This is a genomic window from Brevundimonas sp. VNH65, from assembly GCF_049445955.1.
Lineage (GTDB): Bacteria > Pseudomonadota > Alphaproteobacteria > Caulobacterales > Caulobacteraceae > Brevundimonas.
On the sequence record NZ_JBMSDX010000009.1, the window covers coordinates 1 to 18622 of the forward strand.

Below are 18622 nucleotides of genomic sequence, written 5' to 3' on the forward strand. Positions count from 1 at the left end.
ATCCGTGAAGGCGGCCGCACCGTCGGCGCGGGCGTCGTCTCCAAGATCATCGCCTAAGCGATCTTCTGACCTCAGTCGCATGACAGAACGGCCCCGGGAGCGATCCCGGGGCCGTTTTGCTGTGGGGAGATATCGATCTTCAGGTCGGCGACGTCGCGACGGCGCAGGGCCGAAAGTCGACCCTGGGCCGGACAAGAAAAGGGGCCCCCGGATGTCCGGGGGCCGTTCTGCTGTCAGGGGTTCCGCAAGGCCGAAGCGTGGCCACGAAAGCCTATCAAGACCTAGGCGCCGATGCGCACCGGTCGACGGAGGAAGGCGGGGATGTCGTCGCCGAAGCCGCGGGCGCCCTCGCGCGCCGGGGCGGGGCGGGAAGATCGCGCGTCGCCGCCTCGTTCGGCCTGGCGAAGTCGAGGCTCGCGCTCAGGCCGTGCCGGGCGTTCCGACGCAGCGACAGCGGCGACCGGAGCTTCGGTCGGCTCCGGCGTCCGGGCGACCGGGGCTTCGGCCTCGACCTCGACCGACTGTTCGCGCGACGGCCGACGGGCGCGGCTGCGACGAGGGGCGTCCTCGCGCTCGGACCTGGGCGCCTCATCCTGACCGACAGGCTTGCGGCGTCCGCCGGCGTTGCTCAGCTCGATGTCCAGCGCCAGTTCCTCGGGCGCCATCTTGATCAGTTTCAGGACCTTATCCAGACCCTTGGCGTCCGCCGGGGTGACGATCATGAACGCCTGACCCTTGCGGCCCGCGCGACCGGTCCGGCCGATGCGGTGCACATAGTCGTCGGCATGATGCGAAACGTCGTAGTTGAACACGTGGCTGACGTCCGGGATGTCCAGGCCGCGCGCCGCGACATCCGACGCCACCAGCAACTTCAGCTCGCCCGAGCGGAAGGCCGCCAGGGTCTTCATCCGCAGCGCCTGGTCCAGATCGCCGTGGATCGGGGCCGCGTCGAACCCGTGGGTCTTCAGCGACTTGGCCACCACGTCCACTTCCGACTTGCGGTTGCAGAAGACGATGCCGTTCTTGACGTCCTCCCGGCCCACCAGCGCCCGCAGGGCGGCGCGCTTCGCCTTCGGGTCGCTGGAAGGGATGCGAACCAGATACTGGGTGATGGTGTCGGCGGTCTGGGCCGGGCGCGAGACCTCGATCCGGGTCGGATCCTTCAGGAAGGCCGTGGTCAGGCGCGTGATCTCGGGCGGCATGGTGGCCGAGAAGAACAGGGTCTGGCGGCGCGGCGGGGTCAGCTTGAAGATGCGCTCGATATCGGGAATGAATCCCATGTCCAGCATGCGGTCCGCCTCGTCGACCACCATGATCTCGACGCCCGTCAGCAGCATCTTGCCGCGTTCGAACAGATCCAGCAGGCGGCCCGGGGTGGCGATCAGAACGTCCACGCCCTTGTTCAGAATGGCGACCTGGTCGCCCATCGACACGCCGCCGATCAACAGGGCCCAGGTCAGCTTCGTGCCCTTGGCGTATTTGGCGAAGCTCTCCGCGACCTGGTCAGCCAGTTCGCGGGTCGGAGCCAGAACGACGGCGCGCGGCATCCGGGCGCGGGCGCGGCCCGAGGCCAGGCGATCGATCATCGGCAGGGTGAAGGCGGCTGTCTTGCCCGTCCCGGTCTGGGCGATGCCGAGGACATCGCGTCCCGCCAGGGCGACGGGGATGGCCTGGGCCTGGATCGGAGTGGCGGTCGTGTAGCCGGTCGCGGCGACCGCCTTGAGGGTCGTGGGCGCGAGGCCCAAAGCAGTGAATTCGGTCATGTGTCCCTGGGACTGGAGAAGACGCCCCGATCGGCGGGGCGTGGGTGCGAAGCGCGGAACCGCCCGTTGTCCGAGGGCGTGCGGGCGGCGCGAATTCGCCAATTCCTGTCCCGAGCACCGCCGCTATATGGAAACCCATGGGATTTAGTCAAGTATTTCCCGGCCAGGCGACCACACCGGTGTGACGACCGTCACCCCTGCGACACGGCCCGTCGCGCCCGGCGCGTCAAGGCTACGCGAGCCGTGACGGGTCGATCACCACGTGGCGGATGCGCGTTCGGTTGTGGGTGTAGGTGGCGTGCACCCGGCCGTCGCGGGTCTGGATGATGGCGGGATAGGCGTATCCGTCCGGAATCGGCTCGCTCTCCAGCGTCAGCACACGCCGCCAGCTGATCCCGTCGTCCGACAAGGCCAGACACAGCGGCCAGCGCGGTCCCTTGCCCGGGGTCTCGGCGCGATGGGCCGAATGGTTGTAGATCATCAGCTGTCGCCCGTCCTCGAGCGTCACCGCGTCATTGGCCGAGTTCGGATTGGGCAGGTCCACGGCGCCCAGCGGCGACCACGTCCGCCCGCCGTCCCGGGACCACGTCGACGCCGTCACGCCCTGGCGCGTCCGCGCCACGGCCTGGAGCAGGCCGTCGGCATGAAACAGCACGCTGGGCTGGATGGCGTCGAGCGCGAGGGGGGAGGGGACATGCGCCCCCACCGTCCAGGTCCGGCCCTGATCCTCGCTGCGCTCGAACGTCAGGGCCCATCCGGCCCCCGCATGGGCGCCGACCCCTTCGCCGGCCTCGACGCTGGACGGCGAAAGCCACGCGCCGTCGCTCAGCACCACCGGCTTGTTCTTGATCGGGCCCAGTATTCCGTCGGGCAGGCGGCGCGGCGCGCTCCAGCTGCGTCCGCCGTCCGCCGACCGGGTCTCCATGCCCCACCACGCCTGCGGGCTGGGACCGGCCTTGTAGTAGAGGATCAGGGGGCCGCCTGGGGCCTGGAACAGGACGGGGTTCCAGGTCGGTTGGCGCTCGCCGCCGGGTTGCACGCCGCTGGCCACGCTGACCGGTGTCGTCCACCCGGCCCCGTCGTGTCGCGAAACCCAGATCTCCACGTCCGGGTGCCGTTCATGCGTCCCGCCGAACCAGGCCGCCGCGAGCGCTCCGTCCGTCACCTGAACGATGGTCGAGGCGTGACACTGGGGATAGGGGGCGGTCTCATAGATGAAGGTCGACGACAGCACCGCTGCGTCCGACGTTTGTGCGCGCGCCGCGCCCCCGCCCGCCGCCAGTCCCGCGATCAGGGCGCCGCCCAGCGTTCTGCGGTTTGGATTGATCATGGTCGTTCCCTGCGTCGATCGTTCCGGCGATCTCTGACACCGGTGTCTCCGATGCTCGCAAGTCGCATCGTCCGCTGCAAGGGCGAGGATGCCGCACGCGCCTACCGGAGGTTCGCGTTCATCTGAACGCAAGGGTTGTGCGGCATGCTGACGCCTCAGTCACACGGACGCCATGCCTTTTTCACCCGCTACCGCCGCCATCTTCGACGCCGCCCAGTTCGCTCGGGCGGTCGAGCATTCCGCGATCGGCACGGCTCTGGTCGGGCTGGACGGCGCGTGGCTGAGCGTGAACGGGGCCCTCCGGGACTTCCTCGGCTATTCCGCCGAAGAGCTTCGGGTCCTGACGTTTCAGGACCTGACCTGGCCGGAAGATCTGGACGTGGATTTGACGCAGCTGCAGGCTGTCCTGGCCGGACATGTAAGCTCCTACCAGATTGAGAAGCGCTACGTCCGCAAGGACGGCGCAGTCGTCTGGGCCGAACTGACCGTGTCGCTGGTGCGCGGCGCCGAAGGCCAGCCGCTGTTCTTCATTTCCCATGTCCAGGACATCGGCGCTCGCAAGGCGGCTGAGACCGAACGCGCCCAACTGGCCGAGCGAGTCACCCTGGCGACGCGCGGCGGCGGGATCGGCATCTGGGACTGGACGCTCGATACGGGGCGACTTGTCTGGTCGCCGGAGATGTTCACCCTGTTCGGCCTGCCCACGCCTCATGCCGGCGATACGGAGGTTTCGCTTGCGACCTTCTTCGACATGGTGGTTCCGGAAGACCGCCCGTCGCTCCAGTCGGCGGTGGCTTCGGCCAAGCGCGGTTCGATCTTCGACGCCGAGTTCCGCATCCGGCGTCCCGACGACGCCGTCCGCTTCATCAAGGCCTTCGCCCGGGTTCACCGGGACGACGACGGACGTGCGGTCCGGATGCTGGGCGCCAACTGGGATGTGACCGATCTGCGCGTCGCGGCGCGGGAGGCCCAGGCCGCAAATCGCGCCAAGTCCCAGTTCCTGGCGATGATGAGCCACGAGATCCGCACCCCCATGAACGGCATTCTCGGCATGACCCAGGTCATGCTGTCGGGATCGGTGTCGGAAGAGCAACGCCGTCATCTCGGGGTGATCGCCGACTGCGGCGAAGCCCTCGTGACCATTCTCAACGACATCCTGGACCTGTCGAAGGTCGAGGCCGGAAAGCTTGAGGTCGAGGCCGTCCCCTTTGACCTGCGCCGGGTGCTGGAAGGCGTTCACGCCACCTATGCCGGCGCCGCCCTCGCCAAGGGCGTGCAGCTGGAGCTGCAGATCGAGGACGATGTGGCCGGGTATGTCGGTGATCCGACGCGTGTGCGACAGATCGCGGCCAATCTGGTGTCGAACAGCGTCAAGTTCACCGGCTCGGGCCGGATCTCGCTGGTGGCGCGCACGGACATCGATGGGGTGGTGCTGCAAGTTTCGGACACCGGACAGGGCATGGATCAGGCGACGCTGGCCCGCATCTTCCGGCCTTTCACCCAGGCGGACGCCTCCACCACGCGCCAGTTCGGTGGAACGGGTCTGGGGCTGTCGATCGTGCAGGAACTGGTCCGGATCATGAATGGCGCCGTCGATGTCGACAGCCGACCCGGCGATGGCTCCTGTTTCACCATCCGTCTGCCGCTTCGCCCGGCGCGACTCAGCTCGCCGGTCGCGACTGACGCTGCGACCGCGGGCGTGCCGCCGCTGCGGGTCCTGGTGGCAGAGGACAATCCGGTCAACCAACTGGTGATCACCGCACTTCTCGGGCCGCTGGGTCTGGAGCCGAAGGTCGTGGCGAACGGCGCCGAGGCGGTCGAGGCCTGGCGCGACGAGCCCTGGGACGTCGTGCTGATGGACGTTCACATGCCGGTCATGGACGGGTTCGACGCCGCCGCCGAGATCCGCCGCCTGGAGTCGTTGGACCGCCGTCCCCGCACGCCCATCATCGCCCTGACCGCCGACGCCATGACCCATCATCGCCAGCGATGCCTGGCGCGGGGCATGGATGATCTGGTGGCCAAGCCGATCCAGGTCGGCGCCCTGGTCGCCGCGCTCCAGGCGATCACGCCGCCCGAACCGACCGTCCGGGCCGCCTGAACGGGATCAGACGTCCAGGTCCGCGGCGGCGAACTGGGCGTTGTCCTGGATGAAGCGGAAGCGCGCCTCGGCCTTCTTGCCCATCAGCCGCTCGACCAGGTCCTCGATGTCATCCTCGGAGGCGGGCAGGGTGACGCGCGCCAAGGTCCGCTTCTTCGGATCCATGGTCGTCTCCTTGAGCTGCGACGCCATCATCTCGCCCAGGCCCTTGAAGCGCCCGATCTCGGTCTTCTTGCCCTTGAAGGTGGTGGCCAGAAGCTCGTCGCGGTGTGCGTCGTCCCGGGCGTACTCCGACAGCGGACCGGCCTGGATGCGATAGAGAGGCGGCAGGGCCATGAACAGGCGGCCCTGACGGATCACCTCCGGCATCGAGCGATAGAAGAAGGTGATCAGCAGCGCTGCGATGTGCGCTCCGTCCACGTCGGCGTCGGTCATGATGACGATCCGCTCGTAGCGCAGGTCGTCGATGTTGAAGCGCGGACCAGGGGTGACGCCCAGGGCCAGCGTCAGGTCTGACAGTTCGACGTTCTGGCGCAGCTTGTCCGCTGTGGCCGAGGCGACGTTCAGGATCTTGCCGCGCAGGGGCAGGATGGCCTGGGTGTTGCGGTCCCGCGCCTGCTTGGCTGAACCGCCTGCCGAGTCGCCCTCGACGATGAACAGTTCGGTGCCGTCCGCCGCCTGGCGGGTGCAGTCCGACAGCTTGCCGGGCAGGCGCAGCTTGCGCGTCGCGGCGGCCCGCTGAACTTCCTTGTCCTTGCGCCGACGCAAGCGGTCTTCGGCCCGGTCGATGATGAAGCCCAGCAGGGTGTTGGCCTGCTTCGGGCTCTCGGTCAGCCAGTGGTCCAGGGGATCGCGCAGCAGTTGCTCGACCAGACGCGCGCCTTCTGGCGACGACAGTCGGTCCTTGGTCTGGCCCTGGAACTCCGGGTTGCGGATGAAGACGCTGATCAGGGCGCCCGCGTTGGCGATGACGTCCTCTGCCGTGATCAGCCCGGCGCGCTTCTCGTTGGTGAGCTCGCCATAGGCCTTCAGCCCCTTGACCAGGGCGGCGCGGAAGCCGGCTTCATGGGTGCCGCCGTCCGGGGTCGAAACGGTGTTGCAATACGAGCTGACGAATCCGTCCGCCTCGCCGAATCCGATCGGCGACCAGGTCACGGCCCATTCCACCGCCCCGGCTTCGCCCTTGCGTTCCACGCGACCGGCGAAGGTCGGGGTGACGGTCTCGATCTCGCCCACACGCTCGGACAGGGCGTCGGCCAGGCCGCCGGGGAAGTGCAGCACCGCCTCGGTCGGCGTCTGGTCGGTGATGCGATCGGCGGCGCAGGTCCATTTGATCTCCACGCCCCGGAACAGATAGGCCTTCGATCGCGCCATGCGGAACAGGCGCGCCGGCTTGAACGCCGCGCCCACGCCGAAGATCTCCGCGTCGGGATGGAACCGGATCAGGGTGCCGTGCTTCTTCGACGGCTGAACCTGCTGGATCGGCGCCCGCACATGACCGCGGCTGAACGACTGCTTCCATTCAAAGCCGTCGCGCCAGACCGTGACGTCCAGATGATCCGACAGGGCGTTGACGACCGAGACGCCGACCCCATGCAGGCCGCCCGAGGTCTCATAGGCCTTGCCCGAGAACTTCCCGCCCGAGTGCAGGACCGTCATCACCACTTCCAGCGCCGACTTGCCCGGATGTTTGGGGTGCGGATCGACCGGAATGCCGCGCCCGTCGTCGAACACCGACAGGAAGCCGTCTGCGTCCAGATCGACCTTGATGACCTTGGCGTGGCGAGCCACGGCCTCGTCCATGGCGTTGTCCAGAACCTCGGCGAACAGGTGGTGCAGGGCCCGCTCATCCGTGCCGCCGATATACATGCCGGGGCGTTTGCGGACCGGCTCCAGCCCCTCCAGCACCTCGATGGAAGAGGCGGAATAGCCGCCGGCGGGCGCCGCTTGAGGCGCGACATCGATCTTTGTCACGGGCGGGGGCGCTGGAGCGGGCGTCGGCGACGCCGCCGCAGGCTGCGCCGGGCGTTCAGGCTCGGGCGCGTCGTCGAACAGGGAGGGAGCGGCGGAGGGGGCCATGACCGTAGTTTGCGGCGATTCGGGGTCGGGTGAGGTAGCCCTCGTCGGCCCGTCGATCAAGCGCGGCGGCGGCGACGTGTCGATCCGCTTCCGGCTCGGGCAGGAATCCGCGCGCCAGCGCCGCGACCAGCAGGGTCCACGGCAGGTTGGCGTTGGTCATCAGCACGCTCTCGGACAGGCTGAGCAGCAGGAAGACGACGAAGTAGGCCAGGCTGAAATAGCCCTCTCGTCCGCCGGCCCCGCCCACCCGGAACAGCAGGGTGAAAAAGACCAGCGCCATGGTTCCGCCGACCAGCACGGCGCCGGGCCAGCCCAGTTGCACCAGAAGATCGATCCAGCCGTTGTGCGCAGACGGCACCGGCCACTGGGTCTCGATCCGGATCCATTCCGCCGGCACCGAGGTGCGCCCCCAGAAGGCCTGGTATCCGAAGCCGGTCCAGGGTCGCTCGGCCACCTTGCGCATCAGGGCCGCCCAGATGTCCGTGCGGCCGGTCAGCGACGGGTCCTTGCCCAGGGCCTTCAGGATCACGGCCGGTTCGGTGATCACCAGATAGACGATCAGGGCCCCGATCACGACGCCCAGCCACACGCAGACGACGGTGAAGGCCGCGCCGCCCTTCCGCATCGCCCAGAAGCCGATGACGATCCCGACGCCCAGGATCAGACACAGCAGCGAGGTCTTGGACTGGGTGGCCAGCACCAGAAGCGAACATGTCCCGACTGTCGCCCAGGACAGGATCATCGACAGCGAGACCCTGCGGGTGTCCGACGACGCCAGATTGGCGGCCGCCGCGATCACGCCGGACACCATGACCAGCCCCATCTGATTCTTCTCGTACCAGAGGCCCCGCCAAAGCCCGGCGTTCTCATACTGGTGAATCCCCACCGTCGGGTTGCCGAACACCATCGCCAGACTGCCAAGGCCCATCAGCAGGCAGGCGATCATCATCACCCGAGGCAGATGCGGCCCGCGGAACCGCGCGCCGAGATACAGGGCGAAAAGGCTGGACAGGGCGAAGGCGATCGTCCGGCGCGTCGTCACGCCGGGATCGATCGACCAGTATTTCGACGCATAGGCGTGGATCACCATGATCAGCAGGATCAGCGCCGCCGGCCAGATGCGCCACAGCTTGTCCAGGCGCAGCAGCACCAGCCCCAGGGTCGCGCCATAGACCGGCAGCCACATCAGCCGCAGGACCGGCGTCTCCTCCTGCGTCGGCGCCAGGATCGGCCCGACCAGAGCCCCGGTCAGCAGGATGATGATAACGACCGTGACCGCCTGCTCCCACAAAGGTGGAGCCGGTTCTTCGCGCGCAACCTCTGGACGAATGGCGGACACACGGTAATCATCGACGGCGTCGCTTAAGGAAGGGTTGGGGATGGGGCTGTCGTTGTTGCGGGAACGCCGCGCGGGCGAACATGCGCGGGTCGGGTTCGTCGAACTGTTCTTCGACCTCGTCTTCGTCTTCGCCATCACCCAGGTCAGCCACGGCCTGCTGGCGCATCTGACGCCGCTCGGCGCGGTTCAGGCGGCCATGATGCTGGCGGCGGTGTGGTGGGCCTGGATCTACACCTCCTGGGTCACCAACTGGCTGGATCCGGAACGTGGCGCCGTGCAGGCCGCTCTGTTCGTCCTGATGGGGGCCGGCCTGGTGCTGGCGGCCGCTCTGCCGCACGCCTTTGACGACAAGGGCCTGGCCTTCGCCGCCGCCTTCGTCTTCATCCAGGTCGGCCGTACCGTCTTCATGCTGTGGGCGGTCCGCGATCATCCCGACCTGCGGCGCAACTTCCTCCGGATTTTGGTCTGGCTGCTGGCATCGGCGGTGCTGTGGATCGCCGGCGGTCTGGCTGCGCCCGATCAGCGTTTGTGGTTCTGGCTGGCCGCTCTGGCGGTCGAGTATGTGTCGCCGGCGCTCTATTTCTTCGTCCCGGGCCTGGGACGGTCCCGAACAGAGGACTGGACCATAGAGGGCGGGCACATGGCCGAGCGGGTCGGCCTGTTCGTCATCATCTGTCTGGGCGAGACCCTGCTGGTGTCGGGCGCGACCTTCGCCGATCTGGACTGGTCGTCCGGGCCGGTGTGGGCGGCTTTCGCCTCGGCCGTCCTCTCGACGGTGGCCATGTGGCGGCTGTTCTTCAGCCAGGCGCACGAATCCGCCGCCCACGCCATCATGCACGCCGCCGACCCCGGCCGCCTCGCGCGCAAGGCCTATACCTATTCACCCATCTTGGTGATCGCCGGGATCATCGTCGTGGCCGTCAGCGACGAACTGGTCCTGGCCCACCCGGGCGGTCATGTCTCCACGGCGGCCGCCCTGACCCTGCTGGGCGGCCCGATCCTGTTCCTGCTGGGAACCGCTGTGGCCAGCTGGGCCATCTGGAACACCGTCGCCTGGACCCGGCTGGCGGGCTGCATCGTGCTCGCCGCTGGCTGGCTGCTCCTGCCCTGGGCCACGCCCCTGATCCTCAGTCTCGCTTCGACGGCGGTTCTGATGGCGATTGGCGTGTGGGAGAGCCTGCGGTCTCAGCGATCCTGATCGCCAGAAGGCTCTTCTTCTTCGTGCGGCAGAAGAGTCCAAGTCGCGACGGGTGGTCGCCGCGCGGCGTTGCGAGCCATACGTCGAAGGTCAGCCTTCGAGGCGATGATGCAGGCGTCCTGCTTCCAGATGTCGATCTGTGCCGTCCGGCGTTCGGCGTTAGCCGGGCATTTCCAGTCCAGCTCCTCCAGAGCCGCTGATAGCTCCGGGCCATGACGTCGCAGCAGAACATAGCGGCTGCCCGCCCGTACGCCGATCTGCAGTGCCAGGAGGTAGTCGTCATTCCCGTCGGCGCGACGAAGCTTGTCCAGTTGGATCAGCCAGGCGTGATCCTCGAACGCCTTCCCCGCATCTTCTCGATCATAGGCCTCGCCATAGATCAGGGCGCAATGGATCACACCATAGTTGGCGACGCGGACGAAGCTCTCGTCTTCGTCCGTTTCGGCGGAGGTCACCCTGTAGATGCCTAGGCCCAACGGAATGGAACAGCCGAAGCTGTCTTCGTCGAAGAAGTGTGTCGGAAACAGGCCCGGATCGGGTTCGTTCTGATAGGTCCAGAGCGGCGAGTCCGACCGAAGCGATTGCGCCTGTGCGACGCCACTCACCAATCCGACCATTGCTAGAGCCAGCCCGAACCTTTTCACTCCGCCTTCTCCACGAACGTGTCGATGACCTTCTTCTCGCCGGCCTTGTCGAAGGCGACCACCAGCTTGTTGCCCTCGATCACCCGCACCGAGCCGTAGCCGAACTTCTGGTGAAAGACCCTCTGACCCCTGATCCAGCCCGATCCGGCTTTCGGATCCGCTGTGGCGACCAGCCGGCCTTCGCCCTCGATGACGCTGTGCCGGGCCATGCGGCCGGCCGGCGTCGCGGCGGCCGTATGGCTCTGAGCGCGTTTCCAGCCGGGCGAGGAATAGCCGCTGCCGAATGAGGGCGCCTCATCCCAGCGCGATTTCGCCTCCTTCATCCCCTGGGACGCCCCGTAATAGCCGGTGTCGGACTGGGCCTCGACGTGGGCGTGGGGCAGTTCATCGACGAACCGGCTGGGCAGTTGCGAGGTCCAGCGGCCATAGACCAGACGGTTGGCGGCGAACGAAATCCGCGCGTCCTGCTTGGCCCGGGTCACGCCGACATAGGCCAGGCGGCGCTCCTCCTCGAGGCCCTTCTCGCCCTTCTCATCGATACTGCGCTGGCTGGGGAAAACGCCTTCCTCCCAGCCCGGCAGGAAGACCAGCGGAAACTCCAGCCCCTTGGCGCCGTGCAGGGTCATGATCTGCACCGCGTCATCCCCGGCCTCGCCGCGATCCAGGTCCATGACCAGGGAGACATGCTCCAGATAGGCCTGCAGCGTCTCGAACTGCTGCATCGACTGGCTCAGCTCCTTCAGGTTCTCCAGCCGTGTCGCGCCCGACGTCCGATCGGCCTTCTGCATGTCGACATAGCCGCTCTCTTCCAGCAGCGTCTCGGTCAGCTCCCAATGGGGCAGGTGGGCGGCCATGCCGCGCCAGCGATCCAGGTCGCGCACGAAGTTGGACAGGGCCGTGCGGGTTCGCGCCTGCAACTCGTCCGAGCCGATCAGGGCCCGGACCGCCGTCATGGCCGAGACGCCCTCGGTGCGGGCGATCAGCAGGATCTTCTGCACCGAGGTGTCGCCGACGCCGCGCTTGGGCGTGTTGACGATCCGTTCGAAGGCCAGATCGTCGTCCTCGGACTGGATCAGCCTGAGATAGGCATGAGCGTCGCGGATTTCGGCCCGTTCAAAGAAGCGCGGCCCGCCGATGACCTTGTAAGGCACGGCCAGCATCAGGAACCGCTCCTCGAATGCCCGCATCTGGAACGAGGCGCGCACCAGAACCGCCATGTCACGATAGGCCGTGCCCGCTCGTCGCGCTGTCTCGATCTCTTCGCCGATCAGCCGCGCCTCGGCCTCGCCGTCCCAGACGCCGCGCACTCTGACCTTGTCGCCGCCCTGATCCTCGGTCCACAGCGTCTTGCCCAGCCGTCCCTTGTTCGCCGAGATAAGCGCCGAGGCGGCGCCCAGAATGTGGGCCGTCGAGCGATAGTTGCGCTCCAGCCGGATCACCTTGGCGCCCGGAAAATCCCGCTCGAACCGCAGGATGTTGTCCACCTCGGCGCCCCTCCAGCCATAGATCGACTGGTCGTCGTCGCCGACGCAGCAGACATTGCCGGTCGAGGACGTCAGCAGCCGCAGCCACAGATACTGGGCGACATTGGTGTCCTGATATTCGTCCACCAGGATGTAGCGGAACCGGCGACGATACTCCTCGGCCAGATCGGCGTGCTGCGACAGGATCGTCAGGTTGTGCAGCAGCAGATCGCCGAAGTCGCAGGCGTTCAACGTGGCCAGCCGCGACTGATAGGCGGCGTAGAGCCCCTGGCCCTTGCCGTTGGCGAAGTCCTCGGACGGCGGCAGCTTGTCCGGCGTCCAGCCTCGGTTCTTCCAGTGGTCGATCAGTCCGGCCAGCGACTTCGGCGTCCACCGCTTGGTGTCGATGTTCGCCGCCTCCAGCAGCTGTTTCAGCAGCCGCTCCTGATCGTCGGTGTCCAGGATGGTGAAGCTGGATTTCAGCCCCACCAGTTCGGCATGCCGTCTCAGGATCTGCGCCGCCACCGAGTGAAAGGTGCCCAGCCAGCGCAGACCCTCGGCCGACGGCCCGATCAGATGGGTGATCCGCTCCCGCATTTCCCGCGCCGCCTTGTTGGTGAAGGTGACGACCAGCAGCTCCCACGGCTTCGCCCGCCCGGTCGCCAGGATATGGGCCAGCCGGGTGGTCAGAACGCGCGTCTTGCCGGTGCCCGCGCCGGCCAGCACCAGAACCGGCCCTTCCGTCGTCTCCACGGCGTCGCGCTGTTCGGGATTCAGCCCCTTCAGGTAGTCGGGCGCCGATCCCGCAGGCGGCGTCGCCCGGGCCAGGTCGGAGATGCGGGGCAGGGGATGATCGGACACAGTCGACAAACTCGGGCGGGCGGAAACGGGCGGAATCAGGGAGAACATAAGGGGCACGCGCGGCAAAGTCAGGGCCGGCCGGCGGAACCGGCGCCGATGCACGTCGTTTGTCTCCCCACCATGGCCGCGCTTGCCGGCGCGGTCCCAGCTTTAGGGAAGGGCGGCATATGACCGATCAGAACACGCAATCCAATGGCGGCCGCAGCGGCGGCGGGGCCGGCATGGCCTTCATCGTCGGCGGTCTCCTGGTCGCGGTCGCGATCATCGCCTGGTTCGTCTTCGGGCGCGGCATGACCCCGGAAACCAAAGACGTCGATGTCGACGTCAACCTGCCGACGGTCGAAGCGCCCAAGCTGCCGCCGGTGGAACCGCCTTCTGTCCCCAGCCCGTCGCCGGCGCCCGCGAACTGAGGGCTATTTCAGGCGATAGCTGACGGTGGTCACCACCCGCACCTTCTTGTCGGGCGACTGGCCCTCATCGCCGATTTCGTCGCGCGCCAGGATTTCGAACGATCCCTGCGTCGCCTGGCGAATGGGACCCAGGCCTGTGCCGGAGTCCTTGGCGAACTGCTCGGCGCCCTTGCGCGCCGAAGCGGTCGCCTCTGCGATCATGGCCGGCCGGACGTCGTTCAGCCTGGTGAAGACATAGGTCGGGCCGTTGAAATCCTGCAGCACGACCCCTTGGCGCACCAGCTCGTTCAAGGCGCGGGTGGTGCGTTGCACCCGATCCACATCGGTCGTGCGCACCACCACGGTCTGGGACAGGATGAACCGAGGGCCGCTGTTGTTGCTGCCCCATTCGCGTGACCGGGTGTCGGCGACCGACAGCTGGCCGAGGTTCACCGCATCTGCCGGATAGCCTTGCGCCGTCAGGAACTGCCGCACGATCGCCAGATCGCCGTCGATCCTGGCCTGGACTTCGGCCAGAACCTCTCCCGAGGCCGTGAACTTGAGCGGCAGCAGGGCCAGATCGGCCTTGACGTTGCGCTCGGACAGACCGCGCACGGTCACCGCCCGCTCCCCGGTCCGGGCGTTGACCACGCCCTGACCGATCGCCCAACCCCCGCCGATCAGCCCCACTGCGGCCAGGCCGCCGATGACCATCGCCGCGCCGATCCGATTGTCGCCCATGATGTCCTCCCCGACATCGCTGTTCGGCAACACAATGACGCCGATCCGTGACGATATTCAACAGGGGGGATGAACGGCCGCTGACAGTCGAATGCCTAAGGGAGCGGCGGCTCGCTTCGACCTGTGGACGCCCACTCCAGCGCCAGCAGGCGGCAGGCCGAAGCCAACGGTCGACGACCCCGCGTCTGGTCTACCCAAAGCATCAGGCCGGTGAACGTCGTCTCGCGTTCAACCGCGATCCGATCCAGCACGGCCCAGAATTCCGGTTCCAGGGCGACGGACGTCGCATGTCCGGCCAGGGTCAGCGACCGCTTCTTCAGTCCGCTCACCCGATCAGTTTCCGGCGGCGCGCAGGACAATCTCCGCCGTGGATCCGGCGCCCTGGGTCAGCACCGAATGCCGGGTGTCCGTCACGAACCGCAGACCGCCGGCCGGATCGCGAATCTCCGCGCGCGCAGCGTAGCTGTGGCGGGGGTCGATCGCGGAGGCCGGGACGCCCAGGGTCGTGACGTAAGGCGGACCGCGGCCGTCCAGCGTCTCCCTGTGCTCGGCCAGTATTCGCGATGGGGCGTCGGCCAGGCTGACGTCCTCGATCCGCACCGTCAGCACATGGCCGGGGGGCAACAGGATGCGCTCCCGGTAGGAGACGCTGACCTGAACCGTGATCATCCCATGGCCGACCTGCGGAGGCGCCGAGGGTGCGCCCGTCGTTGCGGCGCAACCCGTCAGGGCGCAGGCCAGCAGGGCCGCAACTCCTGTCGTCAGACGTATGCCCATCTTCGATCTCCGACCAACCAGCCCCACGCACTGTAAGCCGAAATCGGACCCGGAAACATTCCGGATCGACACGTGACGCGACCCCGGCCGAATCCGGTGCTAGACCGAAATCGGCTGAGTTGGGCGCCGTCCAACTCAGCTCAGATTTCGGTCCAGCCATCCCTGGAGCCTGATTCACGGCATCGACGGAATCGCGGAGCGATTCCACCTCAACCGATCAGGCTCTTGGCGGAGGTCGCCTTCTCAGAGTTTCGCGTGTCCAGCACCCCGTCCGACGATCCCCCCCACGCCATGGGCCGAAACCTCGCGCTCGGCGCCGTGGCGGTCTGCGCCCTTATCTGGGGCACCACCTGGTACGCCATCACCTTCCAACTCGGCGTTGTGGATCCGCTGGTGTCGGTGGTCTGGCGCTTTGCCATTGCGGCGGGCGTTCTGTTCCTCGTGTGCCTTGTCATACGGCGGCCGATCCGCCTGACGCGGAGCCAGCATCTGGCCGCGCTCGGGCAGGGAGGGCTGGCCTTCGCCCTCAGCTATGCCTGCGTCTATGCGGCCGAAGAGAAGATCACCTCCGGCGTAGTGGCCGTCGCCTTCGCCTCCATGGCGCTGATGAACCTCGTGCTGTTCCGGGTCGTGGTGGGCCAGAAGGCGGCGGGTCGTGTCTGGCTGGGCGCCGCCCTGGGCGCCGGCGGCGTCCTGGTCCTGACCGGGGGCGAACTGCTCGGCGCACGGCTCGGGCCGGACGCGTCGACCGGCGTGGCCCTGGCCCTGCTGGCGTCGGTGGCGTCGACGGTCGGCAACTATTTCGCCTGGCGCGGCCAGTCGCTGGGCGCGATGGTCCTGCCGTCCACGGCCTGGGCCATGGCTTACGGGTCGCTGCTGCTGACGATCGTCGGACTGGCGACGGGGGTCGAATGGCGTTTCGATCTCAGCCTGACCTATGTCGGATCGCTCCTCTATCTGGCGATCTTCGGCTCCGTGATCGCCTTCGTTCTTTATTTCTCCCTGGCCCGGTCACGCGGCTTCACCCTGGCCAGCTATATCGGCGCCCTGACGCCGATCATCGCCATGACAGTGTCGGTTCTGTTCGAGAACGCCCGCTTCGGCTGGCCGGCCCTGGTCGGATTGGCCCTCGTCGTGCTGGGGCAATTCCTGATCGTGCGAGCGCCCAAGAGCGGCTGATTTCAGTCGTCCGACCGCGCGTCGGGCTCCCGGCGCGCGCCATCCAGCGCCTTGCGGTCGCGTTCGGCTTCGATCCGGCTCGCGGACCTCTCGGCCTTGCTTCGCCCGAACAGGACGCGGTTGGATTTGGCGGTCTGCGACTTCTGCGCCTTGGCGCGCGCCTTGCGCGCCTGGTTCAGATTGACGACATCTCCCATGTCCGCTCCTGTGAAGCTCAGAAAATCAACGGCTTGCCATGGCCAAGCTGAAACGCGGCGCGTCTCCTCGCGTTCATCCTCCATCGGAAACCTCGTCAGGAGAAGCCCCATGGTGAACGCAGACCTCATCCGCGAACATCTCGAAGTCGTCGGATCGGACGGCGGTCATGTCGGTCGGGTCGATCACGTCCACGGCGACCAGATCGAGCTCGCCAAGCTGGATCTCGGCTCCGGCTTCAAGCACCACATGATCCCCGTCAGCTGGGTGGATCATGTCGATGAACATGTTCACCTCAATCTGACCAAGGACGAAGCCAAGGCGCGCTGGACTGAAAAGCCCCACTGACGCCGGATCGACCGAGCCGCCCGCCGGGGCTTCAATGCCCTTGCGGCGGGCGGTGCGACGGGCCAGGTCATGACCATGATCCGACTCTTCCTGAATGTGCTCTGGCTGATCTTCGGCGGCTTCGTGTCCGGGTGCGCCTGGCTGATCGGCGGAGCCTTCCTCGCCCTCACCATCGTAGGCCTTCCCTGGGCCTTCGCCGCATGGCGCATCGCCGCCTATTCGTTCTGGCCCTTCGGGCGTGAGATCGTGTGGCGCGATCCTGATCCTGCGGACCTGGGGCAAGGCTGTCTGGGCGTCAGTCTGAACCTCGTCTGGCTCGTTGTCGCCGGATGGTGGATCGCCCTGTCGCATCTGCTCATTGCGGTGGCGGAGTTCGTCTCGATCATCGGCATTCCCTTCGCGCTCAAGGATCTCGAGCTCGCCAAACTCGCCCTGGCGCCGATCGGCCGCACGATCCGCGAGAAGCCCTGAGACGGGTGAAACAACGCCGCATAACAACGCCGCCCCCGGTCCGGCCGGAGGCGGCGTTTCTTTGACAGATCGTCAGCGGCTGGTCTGACCTCAGTTCGCCGGCGCTGCGAAGGGGTCTGTGGCGCGTGGCCGGGTCGGCATCGGCATGCGGGGCAGGGGCTCGTCGCTGTTGGCCGCATTCAGCAGGAAGGCCGCCATGACGATGGCCGCCTGACGCAGATCCTCCGCCTTCAGGTGGTCATAGCTGTCGATCGAGGTGTGGTGGATGCGGCTGCCGTAGTCCAGCGGGTCCTGAATGAACTGAAAGCCCGGAATGCCCACCGTCTGCATGTAGACATGGTCCGTGCCGCCCGAGTTGCGCATCGACACCGTGGTGGCGCCCAGGCCGTGCAGCGGCTTCAGCCAGTCTTCGAAAACGGCGGCGGCGGCGACATTGCCCTCGGCGTTGATGCCGCGGATCTTCCCGGAGCCGTTGTCGTAGTTGAAGTAGGCGACCAGGTCGCGATAGCCCTGGCGCGGTTCGATCGGCCAGCGCGCCCGCCAGGTGCGGTTGTTCGGCAGGGCGTTCAGACCGTCGTCCGACAGGGGTGCGCGCGTCGCCAGATATTTGTCGACGTAGGCCAGAGACCCCAGGATCCCCTGCTCCTCTCCGTTCCACAGGGCGAAGCGGATGGTGCGCTTGGGTCGAACCCCCAGCGCCTTCAGGATGCGCGCAGCCTCCATCACCACGGCGCTGCCGGCGGCGTTGTCCTGGGCGCCGTCAGACGCCACCCAGCTGTCCAGGTGGGCGCCGGCCATCACATACTCGCCGGTCCGTCCCGTGCCCGGAATGTCGGCCAGGATGTTGTAGGCGTTGACGTCGTCGTCGTGGAACTGGACCAGGCTTTCCAGCTCCAGCGTCGGTGTCGCGCCGGCCCGCGCCAGGCGGACCAGACGGCGATAGTCCTCGGCCGCCATCTCGACGCCTGCGACCTTGGGCGTCTCTCCGACGCGGAACTGATAGCCCGTGCCGTGCAGCAGGCCGCCGTCCCGCTGCGAAATCCGAACCCAGGCCTTGGCGCCTTCCTCGGCCAGGAAGGCGTCCAGCTGCGCCGCGAAATTCGGCGACCGCAGACCGCGTTCGGCCGCGTCGGGCGCATGGTTCGGCAGGTTCAGCGACGTCCGCCCTGCCAGGTCTTCATCCGTCCAGCGCCGGAAGGCCGGCTCGGTGGGTTCAGAGCCCGTGCCGGGCTGGCTGATCAGCACGACCTTGCCGGCCAGCTTCCCTTTCCAGCGGGCGAAGTCACCCGCGCCGCTCATGGGGGCCACCACCACCTCGCCGCTGACGACACCGTCCGTCGAGGGCGTCCAGGCCACGGGAATGATGTTCAGCTGAAGGGGGCGCGGCGCCGTCATCCGGGCGCTGGACCTCACGATCGACCAGCCCCGGCCGAACTCGAAACCATCGGCCCGCACGTTCGACAGGCCCATGTCGCGGAACCGTTGCTGGGTCCACCGTTCGGCCTCGCGCATCTGGGGCGAGTTGGTCAGGCGTCCGCCGATCCGGTCGGTCAGCCAGGCCGCCGTTTCCATGATTTCCGAATGGTTCAGCCCCTGATCCAGGATGCCGTTCATCGCCACGCGATCGACGGGCTGCGCCGCTGCGGGCAGGGCGACAGGCATGACCAGGGCCATGGCGGTGAGGCCGAGGAGAAGACGCTTCATGTTTCACAATCCAACGAACAGCCGACCGCCTGAATCGGTC

The 18622-nt window shown here is 67.4% G+C and carries 17 protein-coding genes; 6 read left to right on the plus strand and 11 right to left on the minus strand.

Going from position 1 to position 18622, the window contains the following annotated elements; all coding sequences use genetic code 11:
- Positions 1-281: 281 nt before the first annotated feature.
- Both ACO2Q1_RS13415 and ACO2Q1_RS13420 read right to left on the minus strand, forming a co-directional pair.
- Positions 282-1763, minus strand: coding sequence for a DEAD/DEAH box helicase (locus tag ACO2Q1_RS13415; protein WP_423329983.1), 1482 nt, complete (start codon positions 1761-1763; stop codon positions 282-284).
- A 232-nt stretch (positions 1764-1995) separates the two neighbouring features.
- Entirely contained in the window at positions 1996-3093 is a 1098-nt protein-coding gene (locus ACO2Q1_RS13420) for a sialidase family protein (RefSeq protein ID WP_423329984.1), read from the minus strand.
- Positions 3094-3265: 172 nt separating this feature from the next.
- Here ACO2Q1_RS13420 and ACO2Q1_RS13425 point away from each other — a divergent pair, with 172 nt between their 5' ends.
- Positions 3266-5194, plus strand: coding sequence for an ATP-binding protein (locus tag ACO2Q1_RS13425; protein WP_423329985.1), 1929 nt, complete (start codon positions 3266-3268; stop codon positions 5192-5194).
- Positions 5195-5200: 6 nt separating this feature from the next.
- Here ACO2Q1_RS13425 and parE read toward each other — a convergent pair whose 3' ends face one another.
- Together parE and ACO2Q1_RS13435 are read right to left on the minus strand one after the other, a co-directional pair.
- Positions 5201-7273: a DNA topoisomerase IV subunit B gene (gene parE / locus ACO2Q1_RS13430; protein WP_423329986.1), complete on the minus strand. Its 2073-nt coding sequence runs from the start codon at positions 7271-7273 to the stop codon at positions 5201-5203.
- Positions 7224-8612, minus strand: a complete 1389-nt coding sequence (locus tag ACO2Q1_RS13435; RefSeq protein WP_423329987.1) for an O-antigen ligase family protein — start codon at positions 8610-8612, stop codon at positions 7224-7226. The genes parE and ACO2Q1_RS13435 overlap by 50 nt, the downstream gene beginning before the upstream one ends.
- A 40-nt stretch (positions 8613-8652) precedes the next feature.
- Between ACO2Q1_RS13435 and ACO2Q1_RS13440 the strand changes: the two genes are divergently transcribed.
- A complete protein-coding gene (locus ACO2Q1_RS13440; RefSeq protein ID WP_423329988.1) occupies positions 8653-9810 on the plus strand; it encodes a low temperature requirement protein A in 1158 nt (385 codons plus the stop codon).
- On the opposite strand, the gene ACO2Q1_RS13445 is transcribed toward ACO2Q1_RS13440, so the two are convergent.
- Positions 9798-10454 (minus strand): hypothetical protein, encoded by a 657-nt coding sequence (locus tag ACO2Q1_RS13445; RefSeq protein ID WP_423329989.1) that lies wholly within the window; start codon positions 10452-10454, stop codon positions 9798-9800. The two genes, ACO2Q1_RS13440 and ACO2Q1_RS13445, sit on opposite strands and share 13 nt — an antisense overlap.
- A complete protein-coding gene (locus tag ACO2Q1_RS13450) occupies positions 10451-12826 on the minus strand; it encodes an ATP-dependent helicase (RefSeq protein WP_423329991.1) in 2376 nt (791 codons plus the stop codon). The genes ACO2Q1_RS13445 and ACO2Q1_RS13450 overlap by 4 nt, the downstream gene beginning before the upstream one ends.
- 119 nt (positions 12827-12945) lie before the next feature.
- On the opposite strand from ACO2Q1_RS13450, the gene ACO2Q1_RS13455 reads away from it, so the two are divergent.
- Positions 12946-13188: a hypothetical protein gene (locus ACO2Q1_RS13455; protein ID WP_423329992.1), complete on the plus strand. Its 243-nt coding sequence runs from the start codon at positions 12946-12948 to the stop codon at positions 13186-13188.
- 3 nt (positions 13189-13191) lie between these two features.
- On the opposite strand, the gene ACO2Q1_RS13460 is transcribed toward ACO2Q1_RS13455, so the two are convergent.
- From ACO2Q1_RS13460 to ACO2Q1_RS13470, 3 genes are all read right to left on the minus strand, one after another.
- Positions 13192-13908, minus strand: coding sequence for an SIMPL domain-containing protein (locus ACO2Q1_RS13460; RefSeq protein WP_423329993.1), 717 nt, complete (start codon positions 13906-13908; stop codon positions 13192-13194).
- 95 nt (positions 13909-14003) lie between these two features.
- The gene (locus ACO2Q1_RS13465) at positions 14004-14237 is read right to left on the minus strand and encodes a ribbon-helix-helix domain-containing protein (RefSeq protein ID WP_423329994.1); all 234 of its coding nucleotides are present in this window, start codon (positions 14235-14237) and stop codon (positions 14004-14006) included.
- Positions 14238-14241: 4 nt separating this feature from the next.
- Positions 14242-14685 (minus strand): YbaY family lipoprotein, encoded by a 444-nt coding sequence (locus ACO2Q1_RS13470; RefSeq protein WP_423329995.1) that lies wholly within the window; start codon positions 14683-14685, stop codon positions 14242-14244.
- Positions 14686-14940: 255 nt separating this feature from the next.
- On the opposite strand from ACO2Q1_RS13470, the gene ACO2Q1_RS13475 reads away from it, so the two are divergent.
- Positions 14941-15864, plus strand: a complete 924-nt coding sequence (locus ACO2Q1_RS13475; RefSeq protein ID WP_423329996.1) for a DMT family transporter — start codon at positions 14941-14943, stop codon at positions 15862-15864.
- A gap of 2 nt (positions 15865-15866) precedes the next feature.
- Here ACO2Q1_RS13475 and ACO2Q1_RS13480 read toward each other — a convergent pair whose 3' ends face one another.
- A complete protein-coding gene (locus ACO2Q1_RS13480) occupies positions 15867-16061 on the minus strand; it encodes a DUF4169 family protein (RefSeq protein ID WP_423329997.1) in 195 nt (64 codons plus the stop codon).
- Positions 16062-16170: 109 nt separating this feature from the next.
- Here ACO2Q1_RS13480 and ACO2Q1_RS13485 point away from each other — a divergent pair, with 109 nt between their 5' ends.
- Together ACO2Q1_RS13485 and ACO2Q1_RS13490 are read left to right on the plus strand one after the other, a co-directional pair.
- The gene (locus ACO2Q1_RS13485) at positions 16171-16407 is read left to right on the plus strand and encodes a DUF2171 domain-containing protein (RefSeq protein ID WP_423329998.1); all 237 of its coding nucleotides are present in this window, start codon (positions 16171-16173) and stop codon (positions 16405-16407) included.
- Between the two features lie 75 nt (positions 16408-16482).
- A complete protein-coding gene (locus ACO2Q1_RS13490) occupies positions 16483-16878 on the plus strand; it encodes a YccF domain-containing protein (protein WP_423329999.1) in 396 nt (131 codons plus the stop codon).
- Positions 16879-16968: 90 nt separating this feature from the next.
- Here ACO2Q1_RS13490 and ACO2Q1_RS13495 read toward each other — a convergent pair whose 3' ends face one another.
- Complete coding sequence (locus ACO2Q1_RS13495; RefSeq protein ID WP_423330000.1) at positions 16969-18582, minus strand: M20/M25/M40 family metallo-hydrolase; 1614 nt, start codon at positions 18580-18582, stop codon at positions 16969-16971.
- Positions 18583-18622: the final 40 nt, after the last annotated feature.

What these genes read in the sequence shown, in the direction of transcription:
- ACO2Q1_RS13425 (WP_423329985.1), top strand. Translation starts at nt 3,266, where the DNA reads ATGCCTTTTTCACCCGCTACCGCCGCCATCTTCGACGCCGCCCAGTTC.
- ACO2Q1_RS13485 (WP_423329998.1), top strand. Translation starts at nt 16,171, where the DNA reads ATGGTGAACGCAGACCTCATCCGCGAACATCTCGAAGTCGTCGGATCG.
- ACO2Q1_RS13455 (WP_423329992.1), top strand. Translation starts at nt 12,946, where the DNA reads ATGACCGATCAGAACACGCAATCCAATGGCGGCCGCAGCGGCGGCGGG.
- ACO2Q1_RS13460 (WP_423329993.1), bottom strand. Translation starts at nt 13,908, where the DNA reads ATGGGCGACAATCGGATCGGCGCGGCGATGGTCATCGGCGGCCTGGCC.
- ACO2Q1_RS13495 (WP_423330000.1), bottom strand. Translation starts at nt 18,582, where the DNA reads ATGAAGCGTCTTCTCCTCGGCCTCACCGCCATGGCCCTGGTCATGCCT.
- ACO2Q1_RS13415 (WP_423329983.1), bottom strand. Translation starts at nt 1,763, where the DNA reads ATGACCGAATTCACTGCTTTGGGCCTCGCGCCCACGACCCTCAAGGCG.
- ACO2Q1_RS13450 (WP_423329991.1), bottom strand. Translation starts at nt 12,826, where the DNA reads ATGTTCTCCCTGATTCCGCCCGTTTCCGCCCGCCCGAGTTTGTCGACT.
- ACO2Q1_RS13440 (WP_423329988.1), top strand. Translation starts at nt 8,653, where the DNA reads ATGGGGCTGTCGTTGTTGCGGGAACGCCGCGCGGGCGAACATGCGCGG.
- ACO2Q1_RS13470 (WP_423329995.1), bottom strand. Translation starts at nt 14,685, where the DNA reads ATGGGCATACGTCTGACGACAGGAGTTGCGGCCCTGCTGGCCTGCGCC.
- ACO2Q1_RS13480 (WP_423329997.1), bottom strand. Translation starts at nt 16,061, where the DNA reads ATGGGAGATGTCGTCAATCTGAACCAGGCGCGCAAGGCGCGCGCCAAG.
- ACO2Q1_RS13420 (WP_423329984.1), bottom strand. Translation starts at nt 3,093, where the DNA reads ATGATCAATCCAAACCGCAGAACGCTGGGCGGCGCCCTGATCGCGGGA.
- parE (WP_423329986.1), bottom strand. Translation starts at nt 7,273, where the DNA reads ATGGCCCCCTCCGCCGCTCCCTCCCTGTTCGACGACGCGCCCGAGCCT.
- ACO2Q1_RS13490 (WP_423329999.1), top strand. Translation starts at nt 16,483, where the DNA reads ATGATCCGACTCTTCCTGAATGTGCTCTGGCTGATCTTCGGCGGCTTC.